The following is a 22786-nucleotide window of genomic DNA, read 5'->3' as shown; positions in this document are numbered from 1 at the left end:
TTCATATAAAAATCCGTAGCATGGTAAAAAATTGGAATTGATCTAAATATTAAAGAATTTATTTTTTTTCAATTAACCATTGCATTCAAAAATTATCTACAGTGATGTATTTTAGGTTGTAGTCCTTATAAGGGCAAGCAGTATGAAGGGCAATTGGCTTTGTTGTAAAAACAGTTTTTTGGAAGATTCCATGAAAGATAAATAGTTTCGCAAAAGAAAAAGCCTTCAATCAATGAATGATTAAAGGCTAGAATTACTTAATACTTTTTGATGTTATTTGCTCCAAGGTGGAACAATATCGTTTGATCTGGCATAAGCTATTAGTTGTCCTTTATGTTCGCCGTTATGTTCCATAATCGCAAGAAGTCCGCCTAATTTATTTGCTTTCATAAACCCAAAATCCACTTCATCGTTTAATTGTCCGTCCTCTATCATGGTGATCTTTTCAAGGACAAAATCATTGGATTTTTTTAATGCTGCTATAATATTTTCCTTACCGGTTATTTTGCCCAAGTTCATTACATCGACATCTTCTGGGGGAGCAAAACCCAGTTTAGAGGCTAAAAAATAATTTCCGCCCGCTACATGTAATAAAGCCTCGCCAACCGAATTGACCCCTTCCGTAGGTCGCCAATCATATTTATCGTCAGGGAAAGCTTCAGCAAGTTGTATAACTTGAGATTGGTTACCGGCCAAAACCGCCTTAATGGTGTTTTGTGCCAGTTCATCCTGTGCATATGAAATACAGGAGCAGCTTACTGCAAGTAACAATAGTAACTTTTTCATAATTAGTGTGTTAAGTGAGAAATAAGAGATTGATTAATTCTTCAATGTACCTCTTTATTTTTAGATTTTCAATAAAAAAGGCCGAATTCAATTTCGGCCTTTTTTAAAAATTACCCTAAAAAGGGATATCTATAATCTTCTGGGGTGACAAAGGTCTCTTTTATTAACCTTGGGGAAACCCAGCGCAATAAGTTTTGTGCGGACCCAGCCTTATCGTTTGTTCCGGATGCTCTTGCGCCACCAAACGGTTGCTGGCCAACTACTGCTCCGGTAGGTTTGTCATTAATATAGAAATTACCTGCGCAATTCTGTAACGCCTTGGTAGCCTCTTCAATAGCATATCTATCCTTTGAAAGTACTGCGCCTGTCAAAGCATATTCAGATGTTGTGTCTATCAATTTAAGGGTTTTGCTCCATTCTGCATCATCATAGATATATACGGTAACTACAGGGCCAAAAAGTTCCGTTTCCATGGTTGTGTATTTTGGGTCTGTAGTTACAATCACGGTAGGTTCAATGAAATAACCTTTTGTTTTATCATAATTACCTCCGGCAACAATTTCTGCTTGGGTATCTTTTTTGGCCTGGTCAATATATTTGGCCAATTTATCAAAAGAGCCTTCGTGGATAACTGCTGTTATAAAGTTGGACATATCTTCTGGAGAACCAGGTTTGTTAAAAGAATCGATATCCGCTTTAACCAAGTCCAAAATTTGCTTAGATGTGGATTTGGGAAGATAAACCCTAGACGCCGCACTACATTTTTGACCTTGGAACTCAAATGCCCCCCTGGATATTGCCGTAGCAACTTGTTTGGTGTTTGCGGTAGGGTGTGCTAAAATAAAGTCCTTGCCACCGGTCTCCCCAACAATTCTTGGATAGGTTTTGTAGGTATCTATATTGGTTCCAATTTGTTTCCACAATGATTTAAATACATGGGTGGAGCCAGTAAAGTGAATTCCCGCAAAATCTGGACTGGCCAGTACGGTATCCGTAATCATTACCGGGTCTCCATATACCACATTGATTACCCCGTCCGGTAAACCGGCCTCTTTAAAGATATCCACGATAACCTTTGCTGAAAATATCTGACTATCGCTAGGTTTCCAAACCACAACATTGCCCATTAGGGCAGCACTTGCTGGTAAGTTACCGGCAATTGCGGTAAAGTTAAAAGGTGTAATAGCGTATACAAAGCCTTCAAGCGGTCTATATTCCACTCTGTTCCAAATTCCTGCAGCTGATGCGGGTTGCTCAGCATAGATTTGGGACATGTATTCCACGTTGAACCTTAAAAAATCAATTAGTTCACAAGCAGCATCTATTTCAGCTTGGTGTATATTTTTTGACTGGGCGATCATTGTAGCCGCATTGATTTTTGAACGGTAAGGACCTGCGATCAAATCGGCCGCTTTTAAGAATATAGAGGCACGTTGTTCCCAACTTAAATTGGCCCATTCCTCCCTAGAGGTAAGGCAATTGTCAATGGCATCTTGAATATTTTTTTTGGTAGCCGTATGGTAGGTGCCAACTATATGCTGATGGTCGTGAGGTGGTGACATAGGTTTTGTATTTCCAGTACGCACTTCATCAGGACCTATATACATAGGTACATCTATTTGGTCATTATAATATGCTTTATATTGTTCCAGAACCAATGCCCTTTCAGGACTGCCTGGAGCGTAGCTTTTAATTGGTTCGTTAATTGCTTTTGGAACTTGAAAAAAACCTTTTCCCATTGTCAAATTTTTTAAATTAAAAAGTTGACCAAAGGTACTAAAACGGTGTTGGACTTAAAACTAATAAGTAGTTTAAAAAAGTGTTAGTTCAGGGCAAATGGGGCACTAAACTTAAATGTGGGTATGTAAACCCTAAATTTTTCTGAGGTGTTAAAATTGGACATGTTGTAGTGACCTTTCATGGCACCGATAGGTGAAGTCAATAAGCAACCGGAATTATAGGTATGTGATTCTCCTGGTTGGATAACAGGTTTTTTTCCTATAACGCCTTCACCGTCCAATGTTTCCATATCATTTAGGGAATCATATATTTTCCAATGGCGAGATGTGAGCTGTACTGCATCCTTACTTTGGTTTTCAATGCATATCGTATACCCAAATGCATAATGCATTTTATAGTTTTTAAAGAACGTACCTTCAAAACTGGTCTGAACCGATATTTTTATGCCCTTGGTTACCTGTGTGATCATACTTAATATGTAAATACGCTAGCAGCTATTAAAATTGTAATTGCAATGATTCCTAAAATTATAAAAACAGAATTCAGGAATACATATTTTACAATCGTTTTAAATCGTCCTTGTTGATAGAAATTTCGCATTGCCTTGTACAGATAGAGGGCGAAAATCAATATAAAAATACCCTCACTGCTAAAGTTGAAAATGGCATTTACCAAATAGCTAACAATGAGCAAGATAAATAATAACGATTGATTGTGAAAACTAAAGATTAAATGATCGGTATAAGTGTGTTTTTTTCTGATGTAGGCCAACCATATGAACAAAGAAAAGAAAGGTAGAAAGAAGAATGTGGCAAAGGGTGATTTTGAAATTAAGGTATTTACGAAAGTACCCGGTCTTTTTTCTATTTCCACCAAACTATTGGATAGGTTGTAGGCCATTTCATTCTCGGTAGAGTTGGCCAGATCATATTTGGCTACACTTTCCGTGAAACTAAATATCGTATCATTTTTAATAGCGGCATTGAAGAACTGTATCTTGTTAAAAAATCTTTCCGTAACCCCATCGTTATTTATATTTTTAAAATGAAGAACTGGGTTAGAAAGGATTATGGAATCCTTATTATTGATTTTATTGCCAATATACTGTTGTTTTTTCAACGAGTCTATAGCGGCCAATGCTTGTTTCTTTTCTTCTTCAGAATCAAATTCAATATTATTGATCTGCTTTTGGAAATTGAAGATGGATTCCTTGTTTTCCGAACCAAATTTGTTCAAATTTTCAAATTCACCGCTAATACTGATCAATAGAAAATAAATTATGGCCAGGCTTAGTAAAAATCTAAAAGGATTGGTGTAAGAAAGGCGTTTACCCGCAATATAGTCCCTCGTTATTTTTCCTGGCCTTAAAAGAAGCGCGGTAAGCGTTTGTAGGATTTTGGAGTCATAAGAAAGGATATTGGTAAAATACTCTTCAAAAAAATCTAAAAGTGAAAGTTTTTTAGTGCTGTTTGCTTGGGAGCAATTTGGGCAGTATTTATCGCTAAGGTCTAAGGGATGACCACAATTAAGGCATTCAACGCCTCTATATTGCAATTTGTATCTGCCGGTTGTTCTGGTGGTTGGTGGGTTTTTCATAAGCGATGAAAAACGTAAAGATACATTAGTTGGTTATATTTCTTGAATTGGCGGATCCTACGCCAATAATACTGTCGTACATATCTCCAAAATTTCTGTAATAAACCAAAATAACATAATTATTTTCGGTAAAGTGGAAATTTCCGTCTACGGCGTTCAAATCTATACCCTTATTGTTTTTTAATACATATTTATAATTGTAGAATCCTTGCTTCATTTTAATAGTTGCTTCCATCATGCCCGTATTCTCGTTGTAGGTCATTTTGTTTTCATCCGTCAATGCATAATTATTGAATTTTCCAAAAACGTATACATCGTCCAATGCTATATATTCGGTATAGGGCAGGCTAAAATGAACCAAGGAATATTCAGCTTCCCTAGAAGCATCGTCACCTTGTAATGTTCGGATGACAAAATCTCCGTTAATATCGGGAAAATAGGTGTATGACTGGTCGTTCCTTGGGCTATCCGCAAATAGGTAATGGTTGTACAGATCAGAAAGTTCTATACTGGATATTTGGGAACTGGGCGCTCTAAGGTCGCTCGTATCGAACAGTAAAAATTCGTTACCACCATAAAATGCAGTTTCTTGGTCGTATTTATAAACAAGTTCACTGCCAATGGTGTATTGTGGAGATATGTCATATATGGCTGTGGGCCAGTAATAATTTTGTAGAATGGCTACCTTGACCTCTTTTTTGGGGTTCACCAAACGTAAACTACTGGGCTGAATAGTAAATTGGACCACTTGCTTTTCGTTCAAATAATTAAAATCGCGCGAACGTTTAATACTGGCCCCCACATTGACCAAATCCTTATAGACAACAAATCTTCTTGAAAACTGTAGTTCGTAATTGTTGTTGTAAATTTCAATTAGATAGTTGCCGCTTACCTTGAGCCGTACATTATCATTAGGTATGGTCAATTGATAATTGCTATAAGTCTCTAAAGTTGTGTAGCTGTTTTCGTAATTGATGATACGCTGGTTGTCCACCCCATCAAGATACTGGGATTTTAAAAGTGCAGATTTGTTCCAATCGTAATCACAATGTGTAATTTTATAATAATAGTCCTGTTCGTTGGCCAGTATATCATCAAATTCAAGGTAAATAGGCTCACCTATTTTTATGATGGGAAATTGATCGTCCGTTGGACCTTTAAATATGATGGATTTAATATGGTTTGGCGGATTTACCTCTTCCTGGACCTGTGCAGCAACGTTTTGAAGAAATGCCAATAGTATAATAAGTTTAACGAAATAACGCATTTAATAGCTTTTTACGTGGTAAAGGTAAACAAAAACGATACCTAAAAAATATAGCTCGTTGTATTGTCTAAATTATGGGGTAATAATTATGAAAACGAAGTTTTTGTACTTAAATTTGCGTCAAATTTTGTTAACCTAAAGGTCTACACGCAAATGTCCAAAGACATACGAATTAAAAAAGGGCTCAATATTAACCTGGTGGGCGCCGCGGAACAAGCTACTTCAAAAGCTGTTCTAAGTAATGTTTACGCAATTCAGCTTAGTGATTTTCATGGTATTACCCCTAAGATGTTGGTAAAGCAAGGTGCCGAAGTCAAAGCCGGTGAGCCGCTGTTCTATAATAAGAATATAGAAGAAATGCTTTTTGTTTCTCCAGTAAGTGGTGAGCTTATTGAGATAGAAAGAGGGGATAGAAGACGCATTTTGACATTGAAAATCTTGGCGGACAAAACACAGGAGTCCGTTACAGGGTCTGTGTTAGATGTGGAAAAAGCGTCTAAGGCAGAGATCAAAGCTTCATTGTTAAAAGGTGGATGCTGGCCGTTCATTAAGCAACGTCCTTATGATGTTATCGCTAATCCTGATACAACGCCAAAATCAATCTTTGTTTCAGGCTATGCCAGTGCCCCGTTACAGGCAAATGTAAATTATGTGCTACAGGGCAAGGAAAAGGAATTGCAGGCGGCAATTACCGCATTGGGTAAATTAACGCCGGGTAAAGTGCATGTCTCCGTAGATGCTAAAGGAACTTCTCCTTTATCAACTTTAAAAGGGGTGGAATTACATAAAGTATCCGGTCCACATCCGGCAGGTTTGGTCGGTACCCAGATCAATAGAATAGACCCAATTAACAAAGGGGAATTGGTATGGACGGTATCTCCCCAAGATTTGGTTATTATTGGCGAATATTTACTTACAGGAAAATATAATGCGGAACGTATTGTTGCTCTTGTGGGATCTTCGGTTAAAGCGCCTAAATATTATCAAACCAAAATTGGTGCGGAAATTTCTACCTTTTTATATGCCAGTGGTGTAAATGAAGAAAATTTTCGTGTAATCAATGGTGATGTGTTAACCGGTTCCAAAAGTAGGCCAGATGGTTATTTAGGAACTTATAATAATACGGTGACCGTAATACCAGAGGGTGATGACTATGAGTTCTTTGGATGGAACAAGCCGGTATTCAATAAAATTTCAGCTACCAGGGCATTAACGTTTTCATGGTTACAGCCAAATAAAAAGTATGATTTAACGACCAATACCAATGGTGAGCACAGGGCCTTTGTGGTAACTGGCCAGTATGAGGAGGTTTTTCCATTGGATATTTATCCTATGCAGCTTTTAAAAGCGTGTATGGTAAAGGATTTGGATGAGATGGAACAGTTGGGCTTATATGAAGTGGCTCCGGAAGATTTTTCGTTAACGGAGTTTATATGTATTTCCAAACAACCACACCAAAAAATTATTCGTGAGGGGTTAGATTTATTGCAAAAAGAAATAGGATAAGAAATGAGTTTAAAAAGTAAATTACACGAACTTAAACTAAAGTATCAGGGTAAAAAGATGGCGCCTGCCTTCAACGCTTTTCATACTTTTTTGTTTGCGCCGGATGAAACTACCCATGCAGGTGGTACACACGTAAAAGCGGCAGATGATTTAAAACGAACAATGAACACGGTAATCATGGCTTTGATTCCGGTGTTGATATTTTCTATGTTCAATGCAGGGTATCAGCATTACTCTGCCATAAATGGATTTCCTACGGATTTTTCATTAATGAACGATTTCCTTACTTGGGACAATTTTTGGATCGGTATTATAAAGGTATTGCCGTTAGTGGTGGTTTCCTATGGTGTAGGTCTTATAGTGGAATTTATATTTGCCGTTATCAAGGGTCATGAAGTTGAGGAAGGGTATTTGGTTACCGGTATGTTGGTTCCTCTAATAGTACCTATAGATACTCCGTTATGGATGTTGGCCGTAGCCGTAATATTCGGTGTGGTAATCGGTAAAGAGGTGTTTGGTGGTACCGGAATGAATATTTTGAATCCGGCATTGACAATTAGGGCATTTTTATTCTTTGCTTACCCTACTTGGATGAGTGGTGATAAGGTTTGGGTACATGGTGCACGTGAACGATCGGAGGAAATTTTGGCCGGTGCTAATTTGGACGCCATTTCAGGAGAAACAATTTTAGGATATCTGGCACAGAATAAAGGAGCGGAAATGTCCTATTCCGTATCGGATATGTTTTATGGATTTATTCCTGGTTCTGTAGGTGAAACCTCTGCTTTTCTTATTCTTTTGGGTGGATTATTCTTGATTTTTACCAAAATTGCCAGCTGGAGAATTATGGTAAGTGCCGTAATTGGTTCATTGGTAATGGGCTTTATTTTTAACCAGGTAGTAGATTTGGGATGGGTTGCAGAGTCTAGCAAATTTTATGGTTTAATGAGTTTTGAGTTTTGGAAACATCTCATTGTTGGTGGACTAGCATTTGGAATTGTCTATATGGCTACAGATCCGGTAACGGGATCCCAGACCAATAAGGGCAAATGGTATTATGGTTTCTTTATTGGGTTTATTTCCGTAATGATTCGTGTATTCAATCCAGCATATCCAGAAGGGGTGTTCTTGGCTATCTTATTAATGAACGTATTTGCACCAACTATAGACCATTATGTGGTAAGGGGTAATATTAAAAGAAGAATGAACCGATTAAAAGATGCTACGATCTATCCAAAGGATTCAGATGGTAAAGCAGAAGAACTTAAAGCTGAAACAGTTTAATTATGGCAATTAGTACAGATAAAAACAGTTATACCGTAATTTTTGCGGCCGTTATGGTTGTGGTCGTAGGGTCGATTCTAGCTTTTTTGGCATCGGCATTGCGTCCAAATATCAAAGAGAACGAGCGTTTTGAAAAACAGCAGAACATTCTTTACGCTATGGGCGTAAATGAAAATGGAGATGACGCAGGTAGTGTTAATTTTATACCTACGGATGTTGTAGAGGATGAGTTTGCAAGTTACATCAAGGAACAATTGGTGATCCAAGGTGATCAGATCACCCAAGATGATGAAGCATACTTAATTGATTTAAAAAAGCAATTGGCCAATATAAAAAAAGGCGAAGATTATAAGTTACCCGTATTTATAGGAGAAAAGGATGGAAAGAAATTTTATATCATTCCTATGTACGGTAAAGGGCTTTGGGACGCTATTTGGGGCTTTATCGCATTAGATAATACAATGACCGTTCAAGGTGTCTACTTTGACCATAAAGGAGAGACTCCCGGTTTAGGTGCTAATATCAAGATGCGTTATTTTATGGATGACTTTAAAGGGGAAACCATTTTAAAAGGCACCCAGTATGCGGGTATTGATGTTGCCAAAGGAAACAATGACCCTTTAAACAATACCAAAGACGATAATGAAGTAGACGCCTTGGCAGGTGCTACGATCACAGGTAACGGTGTATCCGCAATGATCAGGGAAACCGTTAAATTATACAAACCTTATTTAGAAACCATTAGAGCAAAGTAATATGGCACTACTCTCAAAAAAAGATACAAATCTAATTACGGATCCGCTTGCGGATAATAACCCTATCACCATTCAGGTATTAGGTATATGTTCTGCCTTGGCTATTACGGCAGAATTAAAAGCGTCATTGGTAATGGCTATTTCGGTAATGTTCGTTTTAGGAGCAGGTAACGTAGTTATCTCCTTAATGAGAAATATAATTCCGTCAAAAATTAGAATCATCGTTCAGTTGATCGTTGTGGCAACATTGGTAATTATAGTGGATCAGGTCTTAAAAGCTTTTGCCTATGAGTTGAGTAAAACGTTAGCTGTATTCGTTGGTCTTATTATTACGAACTGTATAATCATGGGGCGTTTTGAAGCATTTGCTTTGGCTAACGGACCATGGCGTTCATTTTTAGATGGTATAGGTAACTCTCTAGGTTATGGTGTAATCCTGGTTATAGTTGGGTTCTTTAGGGAGCTTTTAGGTTCAGGAACACTGTTCGGTATTCCTGTGCTTGGGGATCCTATAGCCAAAACCGGATTATATGCTACTGGTTATGAGAACAATGGTTTCATGATTATTCCTCCGGCCGCCTTAATTGTAGTAGGTATTATAATCTGGGTACAGCGTTCAAGGAATCCTGCACTTGTAGAAGAGAATTAAACAGACATTTAAGTAGAAATTATGTTAGAACATGTAGAATTATTTTTTAAGTCCATCTTTATTGATAACATGGTATTTGCTGTGTTTTTAGGGATGTGTTCTTATTTGGCGGTATCCAAAAAAGTGGCTACTGCGGTTGGTTTAGGTGCTGCTGTAATATTCGTATTGGCGGTTACGGTGCCTTTAAATTGGTTGTTGGATAAATACTTGTTGCAAGATGGTGCATTGGTTTGGTTAGGTCCAGAGTATGCCGAATATAACCTTAGCTTTCTATCTTTTATTTTATTTATAGCAACCATAGCTACTATGGTACAATTAGTAGAAATTGTGGTAGAAAAATTTTCTCCTTCATTATACAATTCACTTGGTATATTCTTGCCATTGATTGCGGTAAACTGTGCAATTTTAGGCGGATCATTATTTATGCAGGCTAGGGAAATTGAAACATTGGGCTTGGCATTTAATTACGGGGTTAGTTCCGGTATAGGTTGGTTCTTGGCTATTTTGGCGATTGCGGCAATACGAGAAAAAATCAGATACAGTAATGTACCTGCACCTTTAAGAGGGCTTGGAATAACTTTTATCATTACCGGTTTAATGGGGATCGGTTTTCAAAGTTTTGGGGGAATGTTGACTGGCGGTGGCGAGGAGACGGAAGAAGCTACCGAACAAGTAAACCAAGTACAACAACTGGAGGTTGTTGAACCTAAGGAAGAGATTGTAGAAAAGAAAACTGAAGTTGACGAAAAGGTCATTTCTTATAACGACGTAAAAAAATAAATATGATTTTAGCTGCAAGTACTGGCGGAACTATACTAATAACCGTTGTCGCATTTCTAATACTATTAATGGTATTGGTTGCATTACTTCTGTTTACAAAACAAAAATTATCTCCTTCTGGTCCTGTGACCATAACCATTAATGGGGAAAAGAAGATAGAAGTGGCCTCTGGTGGTTCATTATTGTCCACTTTGGGGAACCAAAAAGTGTTTTTACCCTCCGCTTGTGGTGGTGGCGGAACATGTATTCAATGTGAGTGTCATGTTTTATCTGGTGGTGGTGAGGCCTTACCTACTGAAACTCCTCATTTCTCCAAAAAAGAATTGAATCATGGTGCACGTTTAGCTTGCCAGGTCAAGGTAAAGCAAGATATGGAAATTACCATTCCTGAAGAAGTATTCGGTATTAAGAAATGGCCTGCAAAAGTGGTGCGTAATTATAACGTTGCTTCTTTTATTAAGGAATTTGTAGTCGAAATTCCTGAGGATATGGGCTATAAAGCTGGCGGTTATATCCAAATTGAGATTCCTGAATGTGAGGTAAAGTATGCTGATATCGATATTACTGCGCACCCAGAGGAACATGAAACTCCGGATAAGTTTCAAGCTGAGTGGGATAAGTTCAATCTTTGGCCTTTGGTAATGAAGAATCCGGAAACTGTTGAGAGAGCTTATTCAATGGCTTCTTTCCCTGCTGAGGGTAGAGAAATTATGTTGAACGTACGTATTGCTACTCCGCCATGGGATCGTGCTAAGAATGGTTGGATGGATGTTAACCCTGGTGTTGCGTCGTCTTATATCTTTAACTTGAAGCCTGGTGATGAGTGTACAATATCTGGTCCTTACGGTGAATTCTTCATCAATGAATCAGATTCAGAAATGTTGTACGTAGGTGGTGGTGCAGGTATGGCGCCCATGCGTTCACATTTATACCATCTATTCAAAACCTTAAAAACAAAGAGAAAAGTAACATACTGGTATGGTGGTCGTTCCAAGAGAGAATTGTTCTATTTAGATCACTTCTATAAATTGGAAGAGGAATTTCCAAACTTTAAATTCTACTTGGCATTATCCGAACCTCTAGAAGAGGATAATTGGAAAGTAAAAGAGAATATAGATGCTCCCGGTGATGGTTTTGTAGGATTTATTCATAATTGTGTAATAGATAACTATTTAAGTCACCATGAATCTCCTGAGGATATCGAGTTGTATTTCTGTGGTCCTCCATTGATGAACAAGGCCGTTCAAAAAATGGGAGAAGATTTCGGTATTCCAGATGAGCATATCCGATTTGACGATTTTGGCGGATAGATTATAACTATCTGATTTTAAATAACATAACCGATATACTTTATATCGGTTTTTTTGTAAAAAAGAATGAAATGCACGTTTTAACTGAACAGGAATTACATAATTTGGCCATGAACATTGTGGGCAAACAGTTAGAGGAAGATGGTTTTGAGTTTTTGGCTGTAAACAGTGAGCTGCGTAAGAACCCGCAATTTGTATGTATAAAGGAAAAAAAAATGCGTTTTGTGGTGGTCAAGGCTATAGAATATCCTGCTGATCCAAAGGACATGGATTTTTTTATGTCAGACCTTAAGAAAATGAAAGAGCATGCGCTTAAATTTGAAGCTACCACTTTTTATGCAGGTGTAGGTTTGGTCAATGCGGCAGACCATAATTTACCGGTATACTTAAACGAAGAATATATTGTTGATTTTGATGGTTTGGTAGAGATATGAGAAAATGGCTTTTAGTAATATTGATAATATCGGTTTGTTGGGTATCCTGTAAAAAAGAAGGCAATTTTAGAAGTGATTATTCTGGAGGTGCATTGGGAACATCATATAATATAGTTGTCATATCCGATGAAAAAATCAACGTACAAAATGAAATAGATTCCGTTTTTACGGTTATCAACCGATCATTGTCCACTTATATTCCAAATTCTGATATTTCAAAAATCAATAATGGGGATACGACTTTGGTGGTAGATCATATGTTTCAGGAAGTTTTTAAGCTTGCAAAAGATATTCATTTGAATACACGTGGATTTTTTGACCCTACTGTTGGTACTTTGGTAAATGCATGGGGTTTTGGGCCAGAGCGCCAAATAACTATGGATAGTGCAAAAGTGGATAGTCTTTTACAATACGTGGGTTTTGATAAAGTGTCTTTAACTGATGAAAATTACGTGAAAAAAACTGCACCTAACATATATATAGATTTTAATGCAATAGCTAAAGGCTACTCCATAGACCGACTTGCAACAATGTTAGATGCCAAAGGTGTGCAAAATTATTTAATTGAGGTTGGTGGTGAATTAGTGGCAAAAGGTAAAAATACCTTAAAAGGAAAATCTTGGGTGGTGGGTATAGATGATCCAGAGATGATGGTTGATAGAAAGGCCAAGATACTCATTAATCTAAACGATCGCGCATTGGCTTCATCTGGTAATTATAGAAAATTTAGGATTGATGATACGACAGGTAAAAAGTATGTTCATACCGTAAATCCTAAAACAGGTTTTACTCAAATTTCCAACACATTGGCAGTGACTATTTTGGCAGATAATTGTGCAACTGCTGATGCTTATGCTACCGCTTTTATGGCAATGGAATTAGATGAAGCTTTTAAACTGGTAGCGGAAAATGAAACGTTAGAGGCTTATATAATTTATTCCGATGAATTTGGTGAAACACAGGAATTTTTGACTAAAGGTTTCAAGGATGTAGTAGTTCACTGATCATTTACGAACAAAAGGTATAATTTCGCCTTTTGCCAACCTGTATCTATCAATTTCCCCAGGCGATAGTTCATTGGTATACGCTATTTCGGTAACCGTAAAGCCAACGCTTCTCAGCTTATTAAAGTAATCTTTACCATAAATACGTACATGGTCGTATTGACCAAATATTTTTGCACGTTCAACCTTATCCACAATGGTATTATCTTCAAATGTACGTTCACGGTCTAATTCTTGTGGTACTTGGAATATTCCCCAGCCACCTGGTTTCATAACCCGATAAAGTTCTTTCAGTGCCTTGGTGTCGTCAGGAATATGTTCAAGTACATGGTTGCATAGAATAACATCAAAGGTATCGTCATTGAATGGCAAATTGCAGATATCCGCTTTAACATCTGCCAAAGGGGAATTTAAGTCCGTAGTAACATAATTTAAGTTTTTCAGTCTTTTAAATCGCCTATAGAATGCTTGTTCAGGGGCAAAATGTAAGACATGTAAAGGAGCGGAGAAAAAGTCTGTATCGTTTTTTAAAAATAACCAAAGTAACCTATGACGTTCCAAGGATAGGGTAGAAGGTGATAAAACATTTTCGCGGGGATGTTCATAACCATAAGGCAAAAAGCTACGAAATTTCTTTCCGTCTATAGGGTCTTCATAGGAATTACCACGGTAATAAATTTGAAAGAAAGGTTTTACCAAATAGCTTAATGATATCAGTACAGGTCTGGGAACAAGGTTTAGAAAAAATTTAAAAATTTTCTTCATCTACCTTGTTTAGTTTGCTATTGGAGATGCCCTAAATTCATCTTCTTCATTGCTTTCAATACCTAATTCGTCGTAAATATATTTAAATGTGGAAAGTAGCTCTGGCTTACCGTTTACGATGGCAACATTATGTTCAAAGTGAGCACTGGGCTTACCGTCAGCTGTTAAAATTGTCCAGCCATCCTTTAATTGTTTAATATGTTTGGTGCCCATATTGGTCATAGGTTCAATTGCGACCGTCATTCCTTCCACAAATTTTTTGCCCCTTCCGCGCCTACCATAATTCGGCATTTCTGGATCTTCGTGCATTTTTCTGCCCAATCCGTGACCAACAAGTTCACGTACCACACCATAGCCATGTTCTTCCGTGAATTTTTGTATGGCATAACCTACGTCCCCAACTCTATTGCCAACTTTAAATTCACGAATACCTACATACAGGGATTGTTTGGTAACCTCTAATAATCTTTTAATTTCAGGAGAAACCTCACCAACTTCAAAAGTGTAGGCGTGGTCGCCATAAAAATCATTTTTAAGCGCCCCACAGTCAATAGAAATAATATCCCCCTCAACCAATGGTTTGTCATTAGGAATTCCGTGTACCACCTGTGCATTGGGGCTCATGCATAGCGAATTGGGAAAATCATACAAGCCTAGAAAACCGGGTACCGCGCCGTGGTCACGAATAAAGGCTTCGGCTAATGTGTCTAATTGCAAGGTAGTAACGCCAGGTTTAACTTCTGCTGCGAGCATACCCAATGTTTTGGAGACGATCAATGCACTCTCTCGCATCAATTCAATTTCTTCGGCTGTTTTTATTTTAATCATACGTTCTATAAAATGGGAAAACCTAAAATACTAAACCAATGAATGTTGGGTCATGTATTTAGATTTTTCTACACCCATTAGTTTTAAAATGGTAGGAGCAATATCCCCCAATACGCCATCATTTATTTTTTTAATATCCTTATCCACCAAAATAAGAGGAACCGGGTTTGTGGTGTGGGCCGTATTTGGACTTCCGTCCGCATTAATCATGGTTTCGCAGTTTCCATGATCTGCAATGACCAATACGGTATAGTCGTTTGCCAATGCCGTAGTAATTACATCTTTGGCACATTCATCTACGGTTTCACAAGCTTTTATGGCTGCTTCCATTACACCTGTATGTCCAACCATATCTGGATTGGCAAAGTTTAAACAGACAAAGTCTACTTCACCTTCCTGTAGCTCAGGAATGATTTTGTCCCTAATTTCATAAGCGCTCATTTCTGGCTTTAAATCATAGGTAGCAACTTTTGGGGAAGGGCATAATATGCGAGATTCTCCATCAAAGGGCACTTCCCTTCCGCCATTAAAGAAAAAGGTAACATGTGGATATTTCTCCGTTTCCGCTATGCGTATTTGTTTTTTACCAGCTTTGGATAAAACTTCTCCAAGGGTTTCAACAATATTATCTTTGTTGTAGACCACTTTTACCCCAATGAACGATTCATCATAATTGGTCAAGGTTACATAATAAAGTTTTAATTTATGCATGTTCAGTTCATGCATATCTTCTTGGCTTAGTACTTGGGTAAGTTCTCTTCCCCTATCTGTTCTAAAATTAAAAAATATGACCACATCGTCTTCCATTACACTTGCTATGGGTGTACCATCTGTAGTGGTCATCACGATTGGTTTTATAAACTCGTCCGTTATTTCATTATCGTAACTGTGTTGAATACTTGCGCCTATATCCGTAGATTTTTCACCTACCGCATTTACTATGACATCATATGCTTCTTTTACACGTTCCCAACGTTTGTCACGATCCATTGCATAATATCTTCCAACGACGGTTGCCAATTGGGTATTTTTATCTGCGGAAAATTGTACCAAATCCTCTAAAAAACCTTTGCCACTTTTTGGATCTACATCCCTACCATCGGTAAATGCATGTATATACATGTTTTTTACCCCGGAAGCGTACCCTGCATTAATAAGGCCCTTAATATGGTTGGTATGACTGTGTACGCCACCATCACTTACCAAACCTAAGAAATGTACATTTTTATTGTTCGTCTTTGCATATTCAAAAGCATCTTTTAAAACTTGCTCGTCCTTAAGGGTATTCTCTTTGACAGCTTTGTTTATTTTGGCCAAATCCTGATAGACAATTCTACCTGCACCCAAGTTCATATGGCCAACCTCGCTATTGCCCATTTGTCCTTCCGGTAAGCCAACGTTCATACCGTCGGTCAACAAATTGGAGTTAGGATAATTGGTATATAGACTATCAATAAATGGAGTGTTTGCTTTATCTACTGCAGATACTGCAGGGTCTGGAGATTTTCCCCAACCGTCCAATATCATTAAGATTACTTTCTTGTTCATCTTTACTTAGGTTTAGATGGCAAAAATACTATGTTCTACTTAGTTAAGCTACTAGAAAACCCGCCTTTTTTAGATCTTGCGCTATTTTCAAACAGGCAAGTTATAATTTTGGTCATTTGTGATATTTACAGATTTTTAAGGGGGGTTCAATAAATTTGTTATAACCTAATTAATATATGTGGTCATTAAAGGTCAAATGCCCTGTCTTTGTTAAAGTTTAGTTATAAGTCTGTTAAAGCATGAAACATTTTTTCATTGTAGGCGTCTTTTCTATAGAATCAATTCATCAATTAAAATCAATCATCATGAAAAAATCAATGTTAACTATCGCTATGGTAATTTTTGCCATGGGGGCCAATGCTATGGCCAAAGAATCCAACAGATTAACAACTTCTGAAACAACACATCTTACAAGAGTTGTTGAAGTAAATACCTTTTGCAAAGCCGTTATACAGGGCGATATTGCAATGGTGAAAAAAATGATTGCCATGGGCGAGGATGTAAATCAAAAATCTTTGGGGATGACTCCGCTTATGTTCGCTGCAAGGTATAATAAAGTAGAAGTGCTATCACTCCTAATTCAAAATGGTGCGGATATCAAGGCTGTCAGCAACCAAGGGTTTACTGCCAAAAGGTATGCGGAGCTTTCAAATGCTAAGGAAGCCTTACAAATTATTGAAGTGGCACTAGGGAATTAAAGTTAATAGCTGTATCAATTAACTTGATAAAAAAGCCATTGCATATATTGTAATGGCTTTTTTATTGGCTGTGCTCAATGGTAGGCTTAACATAAATTAGGTAACATTAAAATTAACGTATCACCATATACATTTCAGAAATGTTAAATATTTATTATTTCTTTCTTAAATTAAATTATTGTCATTTAATATAGTGTAATTTTATTTTATCAATAATTTAAATCAATTTAAAAGGAAATAATTATGAAAAAATCAATTTCAATTTTGATGCTGGCAGGACTACTATCGTTCTCAGTATCATACGCAAATACGGTCAAGGAATTTTCTGCAAATAACGAGTTTAGTGCAGTAAACGATGACATAAGTCCGTTATGTAAAGCAGCAATGAAAGGAGATGTGGAGCAGGTACGTAGTCTCATTGCCATAGGTAATGGACCAAATGAAAAATCTTTGGGAATGACACCGGCCATGTTCGCCGCTAGATACAATAGGGTAGAAGTCTTAAAGGTATTATTGTTGAACGGGGCAAATTTAAATATGAAGAGTGAAAAGGGCTATACTGCCAAAGAGTATGCAGAAATGTCCAATGCTAAGGAAGTTTTGTCAATTATTGAGGAAAATTCATAAAGTTATAGCACAGGAATATAAAAGGCTCGTTGAATTTCAACGAGCCTTTATTGTATAATGAATTTCTACTCCAAATAGTGTTCAAGTAAAAGAGTAAAAGCGTTAAAATTCAAAACCGTTTGCGGCTCTATAGACAAAGGCATATAATGCCATAAATAACATTAAGGCACAAAATACCGAATAGACTTTTAAAATAGAAACCAAAATACCAGGTTTGCAATTTTCAAACGCCTGAACGTATATATTTTTAAAATGTGTAATTGTTCCCATTATAGTGTTCTTCTATGATTACATCATAGCTATAAAGGCAATTCAATATGGTAAAATAAGCTTGGGACTTACTCAAAGTTACAAAATATTCTCATTGGGAATATATGTAGCACGTTAAAAGACCAAAATAATCGATTAACCTTGGTTTTTGTACTTTGCTATGGCCTCTTTGATTTTTTCAATACGATTTTCGGGATCTGGGTGTGTACTTTGGAATTCAGGTACACGATTAGGACCGCCGGCAGCTTTTAAAATTTCCATGACCCTGATCATTTCGTAGGGATCATATCCGGACTGTATCATGAATAGAACACCTAGTTCATCACTTTCCAATTCGTCCCCACGGCCATTTTTCAATAATGTATTCTGGCCAATGCTACCCACTATACCTCCAATATCCCCGGCACCTACCGTAGCGCCCATTGTGGCTGTCTGCCATGTTTGGCTATCTGCGATACGCTCTGCGGAATGTCTGCCTATAACATGACCTATCTCATGACCCAGAACTCCCGCAAGTTGCGCTTCGTTCAACTGGGAAAAAAGGGCATAGGTAATAAAACACTGCCCCCCGGGCAATGCAAAGGCATTAATAGTTTGGTCATCTGCAAGTAAATGAAAATCATAACGATAGGGAGTTTCCCTTGCAATACTGTTCTGTACTAATTTGTTGCCTACCGAGGCTACGAATGACTGTAATCGCTGATCTGGATATAGGCCCCCATGTTGTTGCGCCATCTCCGGAGCACTTTGTAGGCCAATGGCAATTTCTTGCTCGGAAGTCATGGTAATATGTTGTGAACGTCCTGTATAAGGGTTTTCCTCTGTATTGCTACATTTTTGTATAAAGGCAAAGGCTACAATGGCCAACCCTATGAATATTCTAATTTTCCAACTTCCTCTGTTCATGGTAATGTGTTCTAATACAGGGCCTAAAATACAAAATGCCTACAAAAGGTCTTCATTAATATCCAAAATATTGTTTTGGATATAGGATCGTAAGAAGCCTTTGGTAAAATGTTCGGCGCCGTAAAAATTTTCCTTGGTCAATAGGGCGGCAATATTTTTGCCTCTAAATTGTTCAAGCATAGGTATGGATAGGGGAGCATAGCTATAATGCCAAGGCTCATATTTAAAACCCCTTCTTTTTGGGTCATTGGTATAGACCAAATAAAAACCATAGGTTTCAGAATGTTCGTCCATCCATAATTTAAAGTCCTCATAAGGACCTCCGGCTTCAAATTTACTTGGGACAAGAACGTCGCCTTCTACTTTACGATAACCATCTACAATATCAATATCTGTACCCCAGTGGTGTCTACTTGTACCGGGTATCGTTGAGTATTCAATTATTTTGTCAATAGCGTCCAGAGGTGCCATTCCTTGATCGGTATAGGTAATATATTTGCGTTCAAAAATGGCTTCTTGACGGGAAAAATCACGATAACTTGAGACAACCTTTAAATCAATACCAGCATTATAGGCTGCCATTTTCATTTCCAAAAATGCGTCATGGGCTTCCTTTCTAAGATTTATTCCTTTGCCGAACAATTCAATATCAGCCTTGCCCATAAGTTCCAATATGGAATATTCATAATCATCCTGTTTTATGAATACAGTGGGCAATAATGAAATTGCCAGTGCTGCAGAGCTGCTTTTTTGAATAAATGTTCTTCTTTGCATAATTATACAAGGTTTTACCGTTGATTTTTTGCAGGCTTTAAATTTAGTTTAAAGCACTGTATAAGTACGATCGTATTTTACAGGTAAAAGTAATGAATATCTCCTTTACTGTTTGATTGTGTTAATTATTGACATACGTTGAAAGGTATAGATAGCCTTGATGTTTAACATCTATATCGTTTAAACTTACTATATAATAATAAATCCCAGAAGCCAGGCCTGAATTTTTTGCAATAACCCCATTTACGTTAGATAGTCCGTCAAATTCATTGTTGTAATTGTTTCGGCTATAAACCAACCTACCGTATCTATTATAAATCTGAAGGGAGTTATTAGGTGAATTCTCAATACCATCTATGACCAGAAAATCATTTTTGCCGTCCCCATTAGGTGTCATAAAATAATTGTCCAAGGTAATGTTGTCCAATTTTTCCAAAAAATCGTTACTACCCCCTATGGTCAAGATTTCATAATCATCTGGTATAAATTCTATAGAGGTAATGGAGCCAGTGGTCAAATCTCCCAGAACCTTAGTATTGCCTAAGTTTATCCATTGTTTTTTTATTTTGCTCCACCCAACAACTTTTAAATCAGATAAAAACCCTCCTAGTTCATCTACATTGCTCTGCTCGTTCCATGTTAGCGTTACTTTAGAAGGTATACTGCTTTCCAAGTGCCAAAATTCATATTCACTTACAATAACCAAGTCTTCATCAGTATTTACTGTATTGTAAGAAGTAGGGAAAATACTCGGCATTTCTGGATTTTCAAAATAGTAAGCAGCTTTGGCGTAGTCGTTAGAATCGTTAGATTCTATGGTTAAAGGCCTTAGAGTATTGCGCTGTCCTATTGGAAAGGTAAAATTGGCCGTGTTGCTGATAGCGGCATACCCATCTACCTTACTGTTGTTATTTTCTCCGTTATAGAATGAGTTGTTCTGAAAATTTATATTTATTTCGGATGCCGTCCTATCGGTAACCAGATTTCCCGTTATAAAATTAACGTTATTTGAGATACCTATTGTATTATCTATGTACAGGTCATTGTCCACTGCAATTTCAAAATCAAAGAATATGGGGTTTGATCCTCCTGATATTGTTAATGCCTTGTCCAAGGAATAAAAACCTACCAAACCTTTATTTCGGTTAAATGGACCATTATTGATAATATCCATATGAAAGCCAACTAGACCATCTTCATGAATCTGAATATTGCCATAATTGTGTACCGCATCTTGTGAAAACAAAAATGGCATGGAAATGAATAATATGAAGATTCTTACTATAATTGTTAGATTTTTGGGAGTGCTTAAGTTGGTACATCTTATTGTGTGCCGCTTATGAACATTTTTGGAGTGGGTTATAATATTGCTAATGTCTTTAAATATCCTAAACATTTGAGCACTCCATTCATTACCTATATTTTTTATGGAATTAATCATTTTATTATGTAAGGCAATGTGCATCATATTTGCTTATTTATAGGCATGGTATAGAACCACCAAATTATCGGCATGGCTTGTAATGTTTAAAGTAAAGCCATTGGTGTCAAAACTTGTTAAAGATCCAGAAGTAATACCCAGATTATCCCCGTTCTGATTACTATATCTAATTCCTATGCATGCACTATCCGATGAAAATCTTGAAATATCGTTAATGGAATTACCATTTCCGCCAACATAAATAACCTGTTGTACCGTACTACCATTGTCATCTCTGGCAAACCCGTTCATGGAGCCGTATGTGTTTGCAATTCCATTATCATTGTTTCTGGTGCCATTATCTGTATTAAGATTTAGATCTTCAATATTGGCGTGAGCTACAAAACTTATCTGCGATGGTTGAAAAGGTAGCCCGGTTACCGTTAAATTCCCTGATGCCGTTATGTTCAGTACGCCCATGAATACCTTTGGTTGGCTATATTGTATCCATGAAGTGCCGTTGTATACGAATACTTGATCTTCATCCGTATTATATAGCATAGCACCCTGTTCCAAATTAATAGCAGCATTCATTTCAGAGGTGGTAGCTCTAGTTAAACCTAATAGCAGGCTGCCATCTAATTGCGAAAAGCATATGATGGTATGAAAAAATACTATAATTGTTAAGGCTATATTTTTCATTATCATAAATCTAAAACTGTAAACATAAATTCAGAATCAAAGCGACTTCGATCGGTACCTCCATTATCGTTATCTCCAATGATTACCTCAAAACTTATAGATGTTTGGTTAGAGTAAGAAATACCGGGATCATCATTGCCAGCGCCACCTCTTCCTGGTTGTGTTAATTGAATGATATAATTTGCGTCGGATACGGCACCTGCTGGTAATGTCACACGGTAATACCCAACACTTATTCTTGTTACGGTTACGCCAGAAGTAGCTTTGGTGACGGACCCAGCGGAACTTATCTTTCCAAAGGCTTTTATGGGGTTCATGGAGTCTACCCATTGTGTACCCGTTGCAGTAGAGCTTAAAACCTGACCCGATGTACCGGGGGAATCATTGGAGTCTAAAACAGCACCTTGTAATTCTAAGGTTTCATTCACTATAACGGAAGTGGCGTTTGATGTTTCTTCAACTTTTAAAGCTTCTATTCCTCCAACGCTAAACGCTATTTCATCTGCGGCAGGTCTAAATATACCTGTATTTGTATCATCGTTAAAGCGATATGCAGGTTCGTTAACCGTGCCATTGGAGTTAAGTATTCCTTGCGAACGAATAGCACCTGTAACATGTAGTTTATTGGTAGGGCTTGCTGTACCTATACCTAAACTGTTGCTACTCGTATCCCAAAATAATTGGGAGTTGTTTTCTGTTGCGGATCCATCATTATCCGCAAAAAATATAGATCCCGTTGTACCGGATGTTGCTGGTAGCGTTACAGAATTTCCGCCGGTCCCGGATATACTTAATTCATTCCCGGATATGGATAAGGTCTGAATTTCGTTTGAATCGCTCAGGTCCCCGTCCGCCAGGTTGTGCGCCGCGATGGCGTCCGCATTGGCGGTGATGTTGGAGGTGTTGTCGCCGATGTTCGTATCCTGTACCGTCTGTTCGGACTGTAGGTCGGTGATGTCCGAAACATTGGTCGCGATATCCGAGGTGTTCCGGTCCACATCGGCCCTAATGGCAGTATCGTCATAGGCGAGTCCGCTGATGTCCACGCTCTGGTCTCCGCCAAGGTCGGTGATGGTCAGTTCGGTCCCGTCAAAGTTGATCGCCGTGTTGAACTCGTTGGAATCGCTCAGGTCCCCG

General features: G+C 37.7%; 24 protein-coding genes. 10 read left to right on the top strand and 14 right to left on the bottom strand.

Annotated elements, in window-relative coordinates:
* Positions 1-273: 273 nt before the first annotated feature.
* The 5 genes from CHB68_RS15420 to CHB68_RS15400 form a co-directional block, all read right to left on the bottom strand.
* Positions 274-786, bottom strand: a complete 513-nt coding sequence (locus CHB68_RS15420) for a DinB family protein (RefSeq protein ID WP_089262267.1) — start codon at positions 784-786, stop codon at positions 274-276.
* A gap of 110 nt (positions 787-896) precedes the next feature.
* The gene (gene pruA, locus CHB68_RS15415) at positions 897-2525 is read right to left on the bottom strand and encodes an L-glutamate gamma-semialdehyde dehydrogenase (protein ID WP_089262265.1); all 1629 of its coding nucleotides are present in this window, start codon (positions 2523-2525) and stop codon (positions 897-899) included.
* An 83-nt stretch (positions 2526-2608) separates the two neighbouring features.
* The gene (gene apaG, locus CHB68_RS15410) at positions 2609-2995 is read right to left on the bottom strand and encodes a Co2+/Mg2+ efflux protein ApaG (protein WP_089262263.1); all 387 of its coding nucleotides are present in this window, start codon (positions 2993-2995) and stop codon (positions 2609-2611) included.
* A gap of 2 nt (positions 2996-2997) precedes the next feature.
* Complete coding sequence (locus CHB68_RS15405) at positions 2998-4122, bottom strand: DUF3667 domain-containing protein (protein WP_089262261.1); 1125 nt, start codon at positions 4120-4122, stop codon at positions 2998-3000.
* Positions 4123-4147: 25 nt separating this feature from the next.
* On the bottom strand, positions 4148-5389 hold the full coding sequence (locus tag CHB68_RS15400; protein WP_089262259.1) for a type IX secretion system plug protein: 1242 nt from the start codon (positions 5387-5389) through the stop codon (positions 4148-4150).
* Positions 5390-5542: 153 nt separating this feature from the next.
* Here CHB68_RS15400 and CHB68_RS15395 point away from each other — a divergent pair, with 153 nt between their 5' ends.
* From CHB68_RS15395 to CHB68_RS15360, 8 genes are all read left to right on the top strand, one after another.
* Positions 5543-6895, top strand: coding sequence for a Na(+)-translocating NADH-quinone reductase subunit A (locus CHB68_RS15395; protein WP_089262257.1), 1353 nt, complete (start codon positions 5543-5545; stop codon positions 6893-6895).
* Between the two features lie 3 nt (positions 6896-6898).
* Positions 6899-8179, top strand: coding sequence for an NADH:ubiquinone reductase (Na(+)-transporting) subunit B (locus tag CHB68_RS15390; RefSeq protein ID WP_089262255.1), 1281 nt, complete (start codon positions 6899-6901; stop codon positions 8177-8179).
* 2 nt (positions 8180-8181) lie between these two features.
* Positions 8182-8934, top strand: coding sequence for a Na(+)-translocating NADH-quinone reductase subunit C (locus CHB68_RS15385; RefSeq protein WP_089262253.1), 753 nt, complete (start codon positions 8182-8184; stop codon positions 8932-8934).
* Position 8935: 1 nt separating this feature from the next.
* Positions 8936-9583: an NADH:ubiquinone reductase (Na(+)-transporting) subunit D gene (locus tag CHB68_RS15380; protein ID WP_089262251.1), complete on the top strand. Its 648-nt coding sequence runs from the start codon at positions 8936-8938 to the stop codon at positions 9581-9583.
* A gap of 21 nt (positions 9584-9604) precedes the next feature.
* Complete coding sequence (nqrE, locus tag CHB68_RS15375; protein ID WP_089262249.1) at positions 9605-10363, top strand: NADH:ubiquinone reductase (Na(+)-transporting) subunit E; 759 nt, start codon at positions 9605-9607, stop codon at positions 10361-10363.
* Between the two features lie 2 nt (positions 10364-10365).
* On the top strand, positions 10366-11673 hold the full coding sequence (gene nqrF / locus CHB68_RS15370; RefSeq protein ID WP_089262247.1) for an NADH:ubiquinone reductase (Na(+)-transporting) subunit F: 1308 nt from the start codon (positions 10366-10368) through the stop codon (positions 11671-11673).
* Between the two features lie 71 nt (positions 11674-11744).
* Entirely contained in the window at positions 11745-12107 is a 363-nt protein-coding gene (locus CHB68_RS15365; protein WP_089262245.1) for a Na(+)-translocating NADH-quinone reductase subunit F, read from the top strand.
* Positions 12104-13111, top strand: a complete 1008-nt coding sequence (locus CHB68_RS15360; RefSeq protein WP_089262243.1) for an FAD:protein FMN transferase — start codon at positions 12104-12106, stop codon at positions 13109-13111. The genes CHB68_RS15365 and CHB68_RS15360 overlap by 4 nt, the downstream gene beginning before the upstream one ends.
* Here the strand turns inward: CHB68_RS15360 and CHB68_RS15355 are convergent, their stop codons facing one another.
* The 3 genes from CHB68_RS15355 to gpmI are packed head-to-tail and all read right to left on the bottom strand — an operon-like array spanning position 13112 to position 16252.
* Positions 13112-13876 (bottom strand): class I SAM-dependent methyltransferase, encoded by a 765-nt coding sequence (locus tag CHB68_RS15355; protein WP_089262241.1) that lies wholly within the window; start codon positions 13874-13876, stop codon positions 13112-13114. It lies immediately after the preceding gene.
* 9 nt (positions 13877-13885) lie between these two features.
* Complete coding sequence (gene map / locus CHB68_RS15350; protein WP_089262239.1) at positions 13886-14704, bottom strand: type I methionyl aminopeptidase; 819 nt, start codon at positions 14702-14704, stop codon at positions 13886-13888.
* 30 nt (positions 14705-14734) lie between these two features.
* Positions 14735-16252: a 2,3-bisphosphoglycerate-independent phosphoglycerate mutase gene (gene gpmI / locus CHB68_RS15345; RefSeq protein WP_089262237.1), complete on the bottom strand. Its 1518-nt coding sequence runs from the start codon at positions 16250-16252 to the stop codon at positions 14735-14737.
* Between the two features lie 305 nt (positions 16253-16557).
* On the opposite strand from gpmI, the gene CHB68_RS15340 reads away from it, so the two are divergent.
* A complete protein-coding gene (locus CHB68_RS15340; RefSeq protein ID WP_089262477.1) occupies positions 16558-16950 on the top strand; it encodes an ankyrin repeat domain-containing protein in 393 nt (130 codons plus the stop codon).
* A gap of 243 nt (positions 16951-17193) precedes the next feature.
* Positions 17194-17577: an ankyrin repeat domain-containing protein gene (locus CHB68_RS15335; RefSeq protein ID WP_089262235.1), complete on the top strand. Its 384-nt coding sequence runs from the start codon at positions 17194-17196 to the stop codon at positions 17575-17577.
* Between the two features lie 102 nt (positions 17578-17679).
* Here CHB68_RS15335 and CHB68_RS18840 read toward each other — a convergent pair whose 3' ends face one another.
* From CHB68_RS18840 to CHB68_RS18620, 6 genes are all read right to left on the bottom strand, one after another.
* Positions 17680-17847, bottom strand: coding sequence for a DUF6747 family protein (locus CHB68_RS18840; RefSeq protein ID WP_304435128.1), 168 nt, complete (start codon positions 17845-17847; stop codon positions 17680-17682).
* Between the two features lie 135 nt (positions 17848-17982).
* Positions 17983-18753: a M48 family metalloprotease gene (locus tag CHB68_RS15330; RefSeq protein WP_089262233.1), complete on the bottom strand. Its 771-nt coding sequence runs from the start codon at positions 18751-18753 to the stop codon at positions 17983-17985.
* A gap of 39 nt (positions 18754-18792) precedes the next feature.
* A complete protein-coding gene (locus CHB68_RS15325) occupies positions 18793-19527 on the bottom strand; it encodes a M15 family metallopeptidase (protein WP_089262231.1) in 735 nt (244 codons plus the stop codon).
* A gap of 121 nt (positions 19528-19648) precedes the next feature.
* The gene (locus tag CHB68_RS15320) at positions 19649-20782 is read right to left on the bottom strand and encodes a gliding motility-associated C-terminal domain-containing protein (protein WP_089262475.1); all 1134 of its coding nucleotides are present in this window, start codon (positions 20780-20782) and stop codon (positions 19649-19651) included.
* 219 nt (positions 20783-21001) lie between these two features.
* Entirely contained in the window at positions 21002-21649 is a 648-nt protein-coding gene (locus tag CHB68_RS15315; RefSeq protein ID WP_089262229.1) for a hypothetical protein, read from the bottom strand.
* 2 nt (positions 21650-21651) lie between these two features.
* Positions 21652-22786, bottom strand: a 1135-nt coding sequence (locus CHB68_RS18620) for a hypothetical protein (RefSeq protein ID WP_179213216.1), incomplete at its 5' end; no start/stop codon positions are given.

This window comes from Maribacter sedimenticola (genome assembly GCF_900188415.1).
GTDB lineage: Bacteria > Bacteroidota > Bacteroidia > Flavobacteriales > Flavobacteriaceae > Maribacter > Maribacter sedimenticola.
This window is presented reverse-complemented; position numbering and strand designations above follow the sequence as displayed.

Bases quoted from the DNA above. Each gene is read 5' to 3' on its own strand.
- CHB68_RS15355 (WP_089262241.1), bottom strand. From the start codon at position 13,876: ATGAAGAAAATTTTTAAATTTTTTCTAAACCTTGTTCCCAGACCTGTA.
- CHB68_RS15380 (WP_089262251.1), top strand. From the start codon at position 8,936: ATGGCACTACTCTCAAAAAAAGATACAAATCTAATTACGGATCCGCTT.
- nqrF (WP_089262247.1), top strand. From the start codon at position 10,366: ATGATTTTAGCTGCAAGTACTGGCGGAACTATACTAATAACCGTTGTC.
- map (WP_089262239.1), bottom strand. From the start codon at position 14,704: ATGATTAAAATAAAAACAGCCGAAGAAATTGAATTGATGCGAGAGAGT.
- CHB68_RS18840 (WP_304435128.1), bottom strand. From the start codon at position 17,847: ATGGGAACAATTACACATTTTAAAAATATATACGTTCAGGCGTTTGAA.
- CHB68_RS15335 (WP_089262235.1), top strand. From the start codon at position 17,194: ATGAAAAAATCAATTTCAATTTTGATGCTGGCAGGACTACTATCGTTC.
- CHB68_RS15330 (WP_089262233.1), bottom strand. From the start codon at position 18,753: ATGAACAGAGGAAGTTGGAAAATTAGAATATTCATAGGGTTGGCCATT.
- CHB68_RS15405 (WP_089262261.1), bottom strand. From the start codon at position 4,122: ATGAAAAACCCACCAACCACCAGAACAACCGGCAGATACAAATTGCAA.
- CHB68_RS15390 (WP_089262255.1), top strand. From the start codon at position 6,899: ATGAGTTTAAAAAGTAAATTACACGAACTTAAACTAAAGTATCAGGGT.
- CHB68_RS15320 (WP_089262475.1), bottom strand. From the start codon at position 20,782: ATGCCATTTTTGTTTTCACAAGATGCGGTACACAATTATGGCAATATT.
- CHB68_RS15340 (WP_089262477.1), top strand. From the start codon at position 16,558: ATGAAAAAATCAATGTTAACTATCGCTATGGTAATTTTTGCCATGGGG.
- CHB68_RS15420 (WP_089262267.1), bottom strand. From the start codon at position 786: ATGAAAAAGTTACTATTGTTACTTGCAGTAAGCTGCTCCTGTATTTCA.
- CHB68_RS15400 (WP_089262259.1), bottom strand. From the start codon at position 5,389: ATGCGTTATTTCGTTAAACTTATTATACTATTGGCATTTCTTCAAAAC.
- CHB68_RS15315 (WP_089262229.1), bottom strand. From the start codon at position 21,649: ATGAAAAATATAGCCTTAACAATTATAGTATTTTTTCATACCATCATA.
- pruA (WP_089262265.1), bottom strand. From the start codon at position 2,525: ATGGGAAAAGGTTTTTTTCAAGTTCCAAAAGCAATTAACGAACCAATT.
- nqrE (WP_089262249.1), top strand. From the start codon at position 9,605: ATGTTAGAACATGTAGAATTATTTTTTAAGTCCATCTTTATTGATAAC.
- gpmI (WP_089262237.1), bottom strand. From the start codon at position 16,252: ATGAACAAGAAAGTAATCTTAATGATATTGGACGGTTGGGGAAAATCT.
- CHB68_RS15385 (WP_089262253.1), top strand. From the start codon at position 8,182: ATGGCAATTAGTACAGATAAAAACAGTTATACCGTAATTTTTGCGGCC.
- CHB68_RS15395 (WP_089262257.1), top strand. From the start codon at position 5,543: ATGTCCAAAGACATACGAATTAAAAAAGGGCTCAATATTAACCTGGTG.
- CHB68_RS15325 (WP_089262231.1), bottom strand. From the start codon at position 19,527: ATGCAAAGAAGAACATTTATTCAAAAAAGCAGCTCTGCAGCACTGGCA.
- CHB68_RS15360 (WP_089262243.1), top strand. From the start codon at position 12,104: ATGAGAAAATGGCTTTTAGTAATATTGATAATATCGGTTTGTTGGGTA.
- CHB68_RS15365 (WP_089262245.1), top strand. From the start codon at position 11,745: ATGCACGTTTTAACTGAACAGGAATTACATAATTTGGCCATGAACATT.
- apaG (WP_089262263.1), bottom strand. From the start codon at position 2,995: ATGATCACACAGGTAACCAAGGGCATAAAAATATCGGTTCAGACCAGT.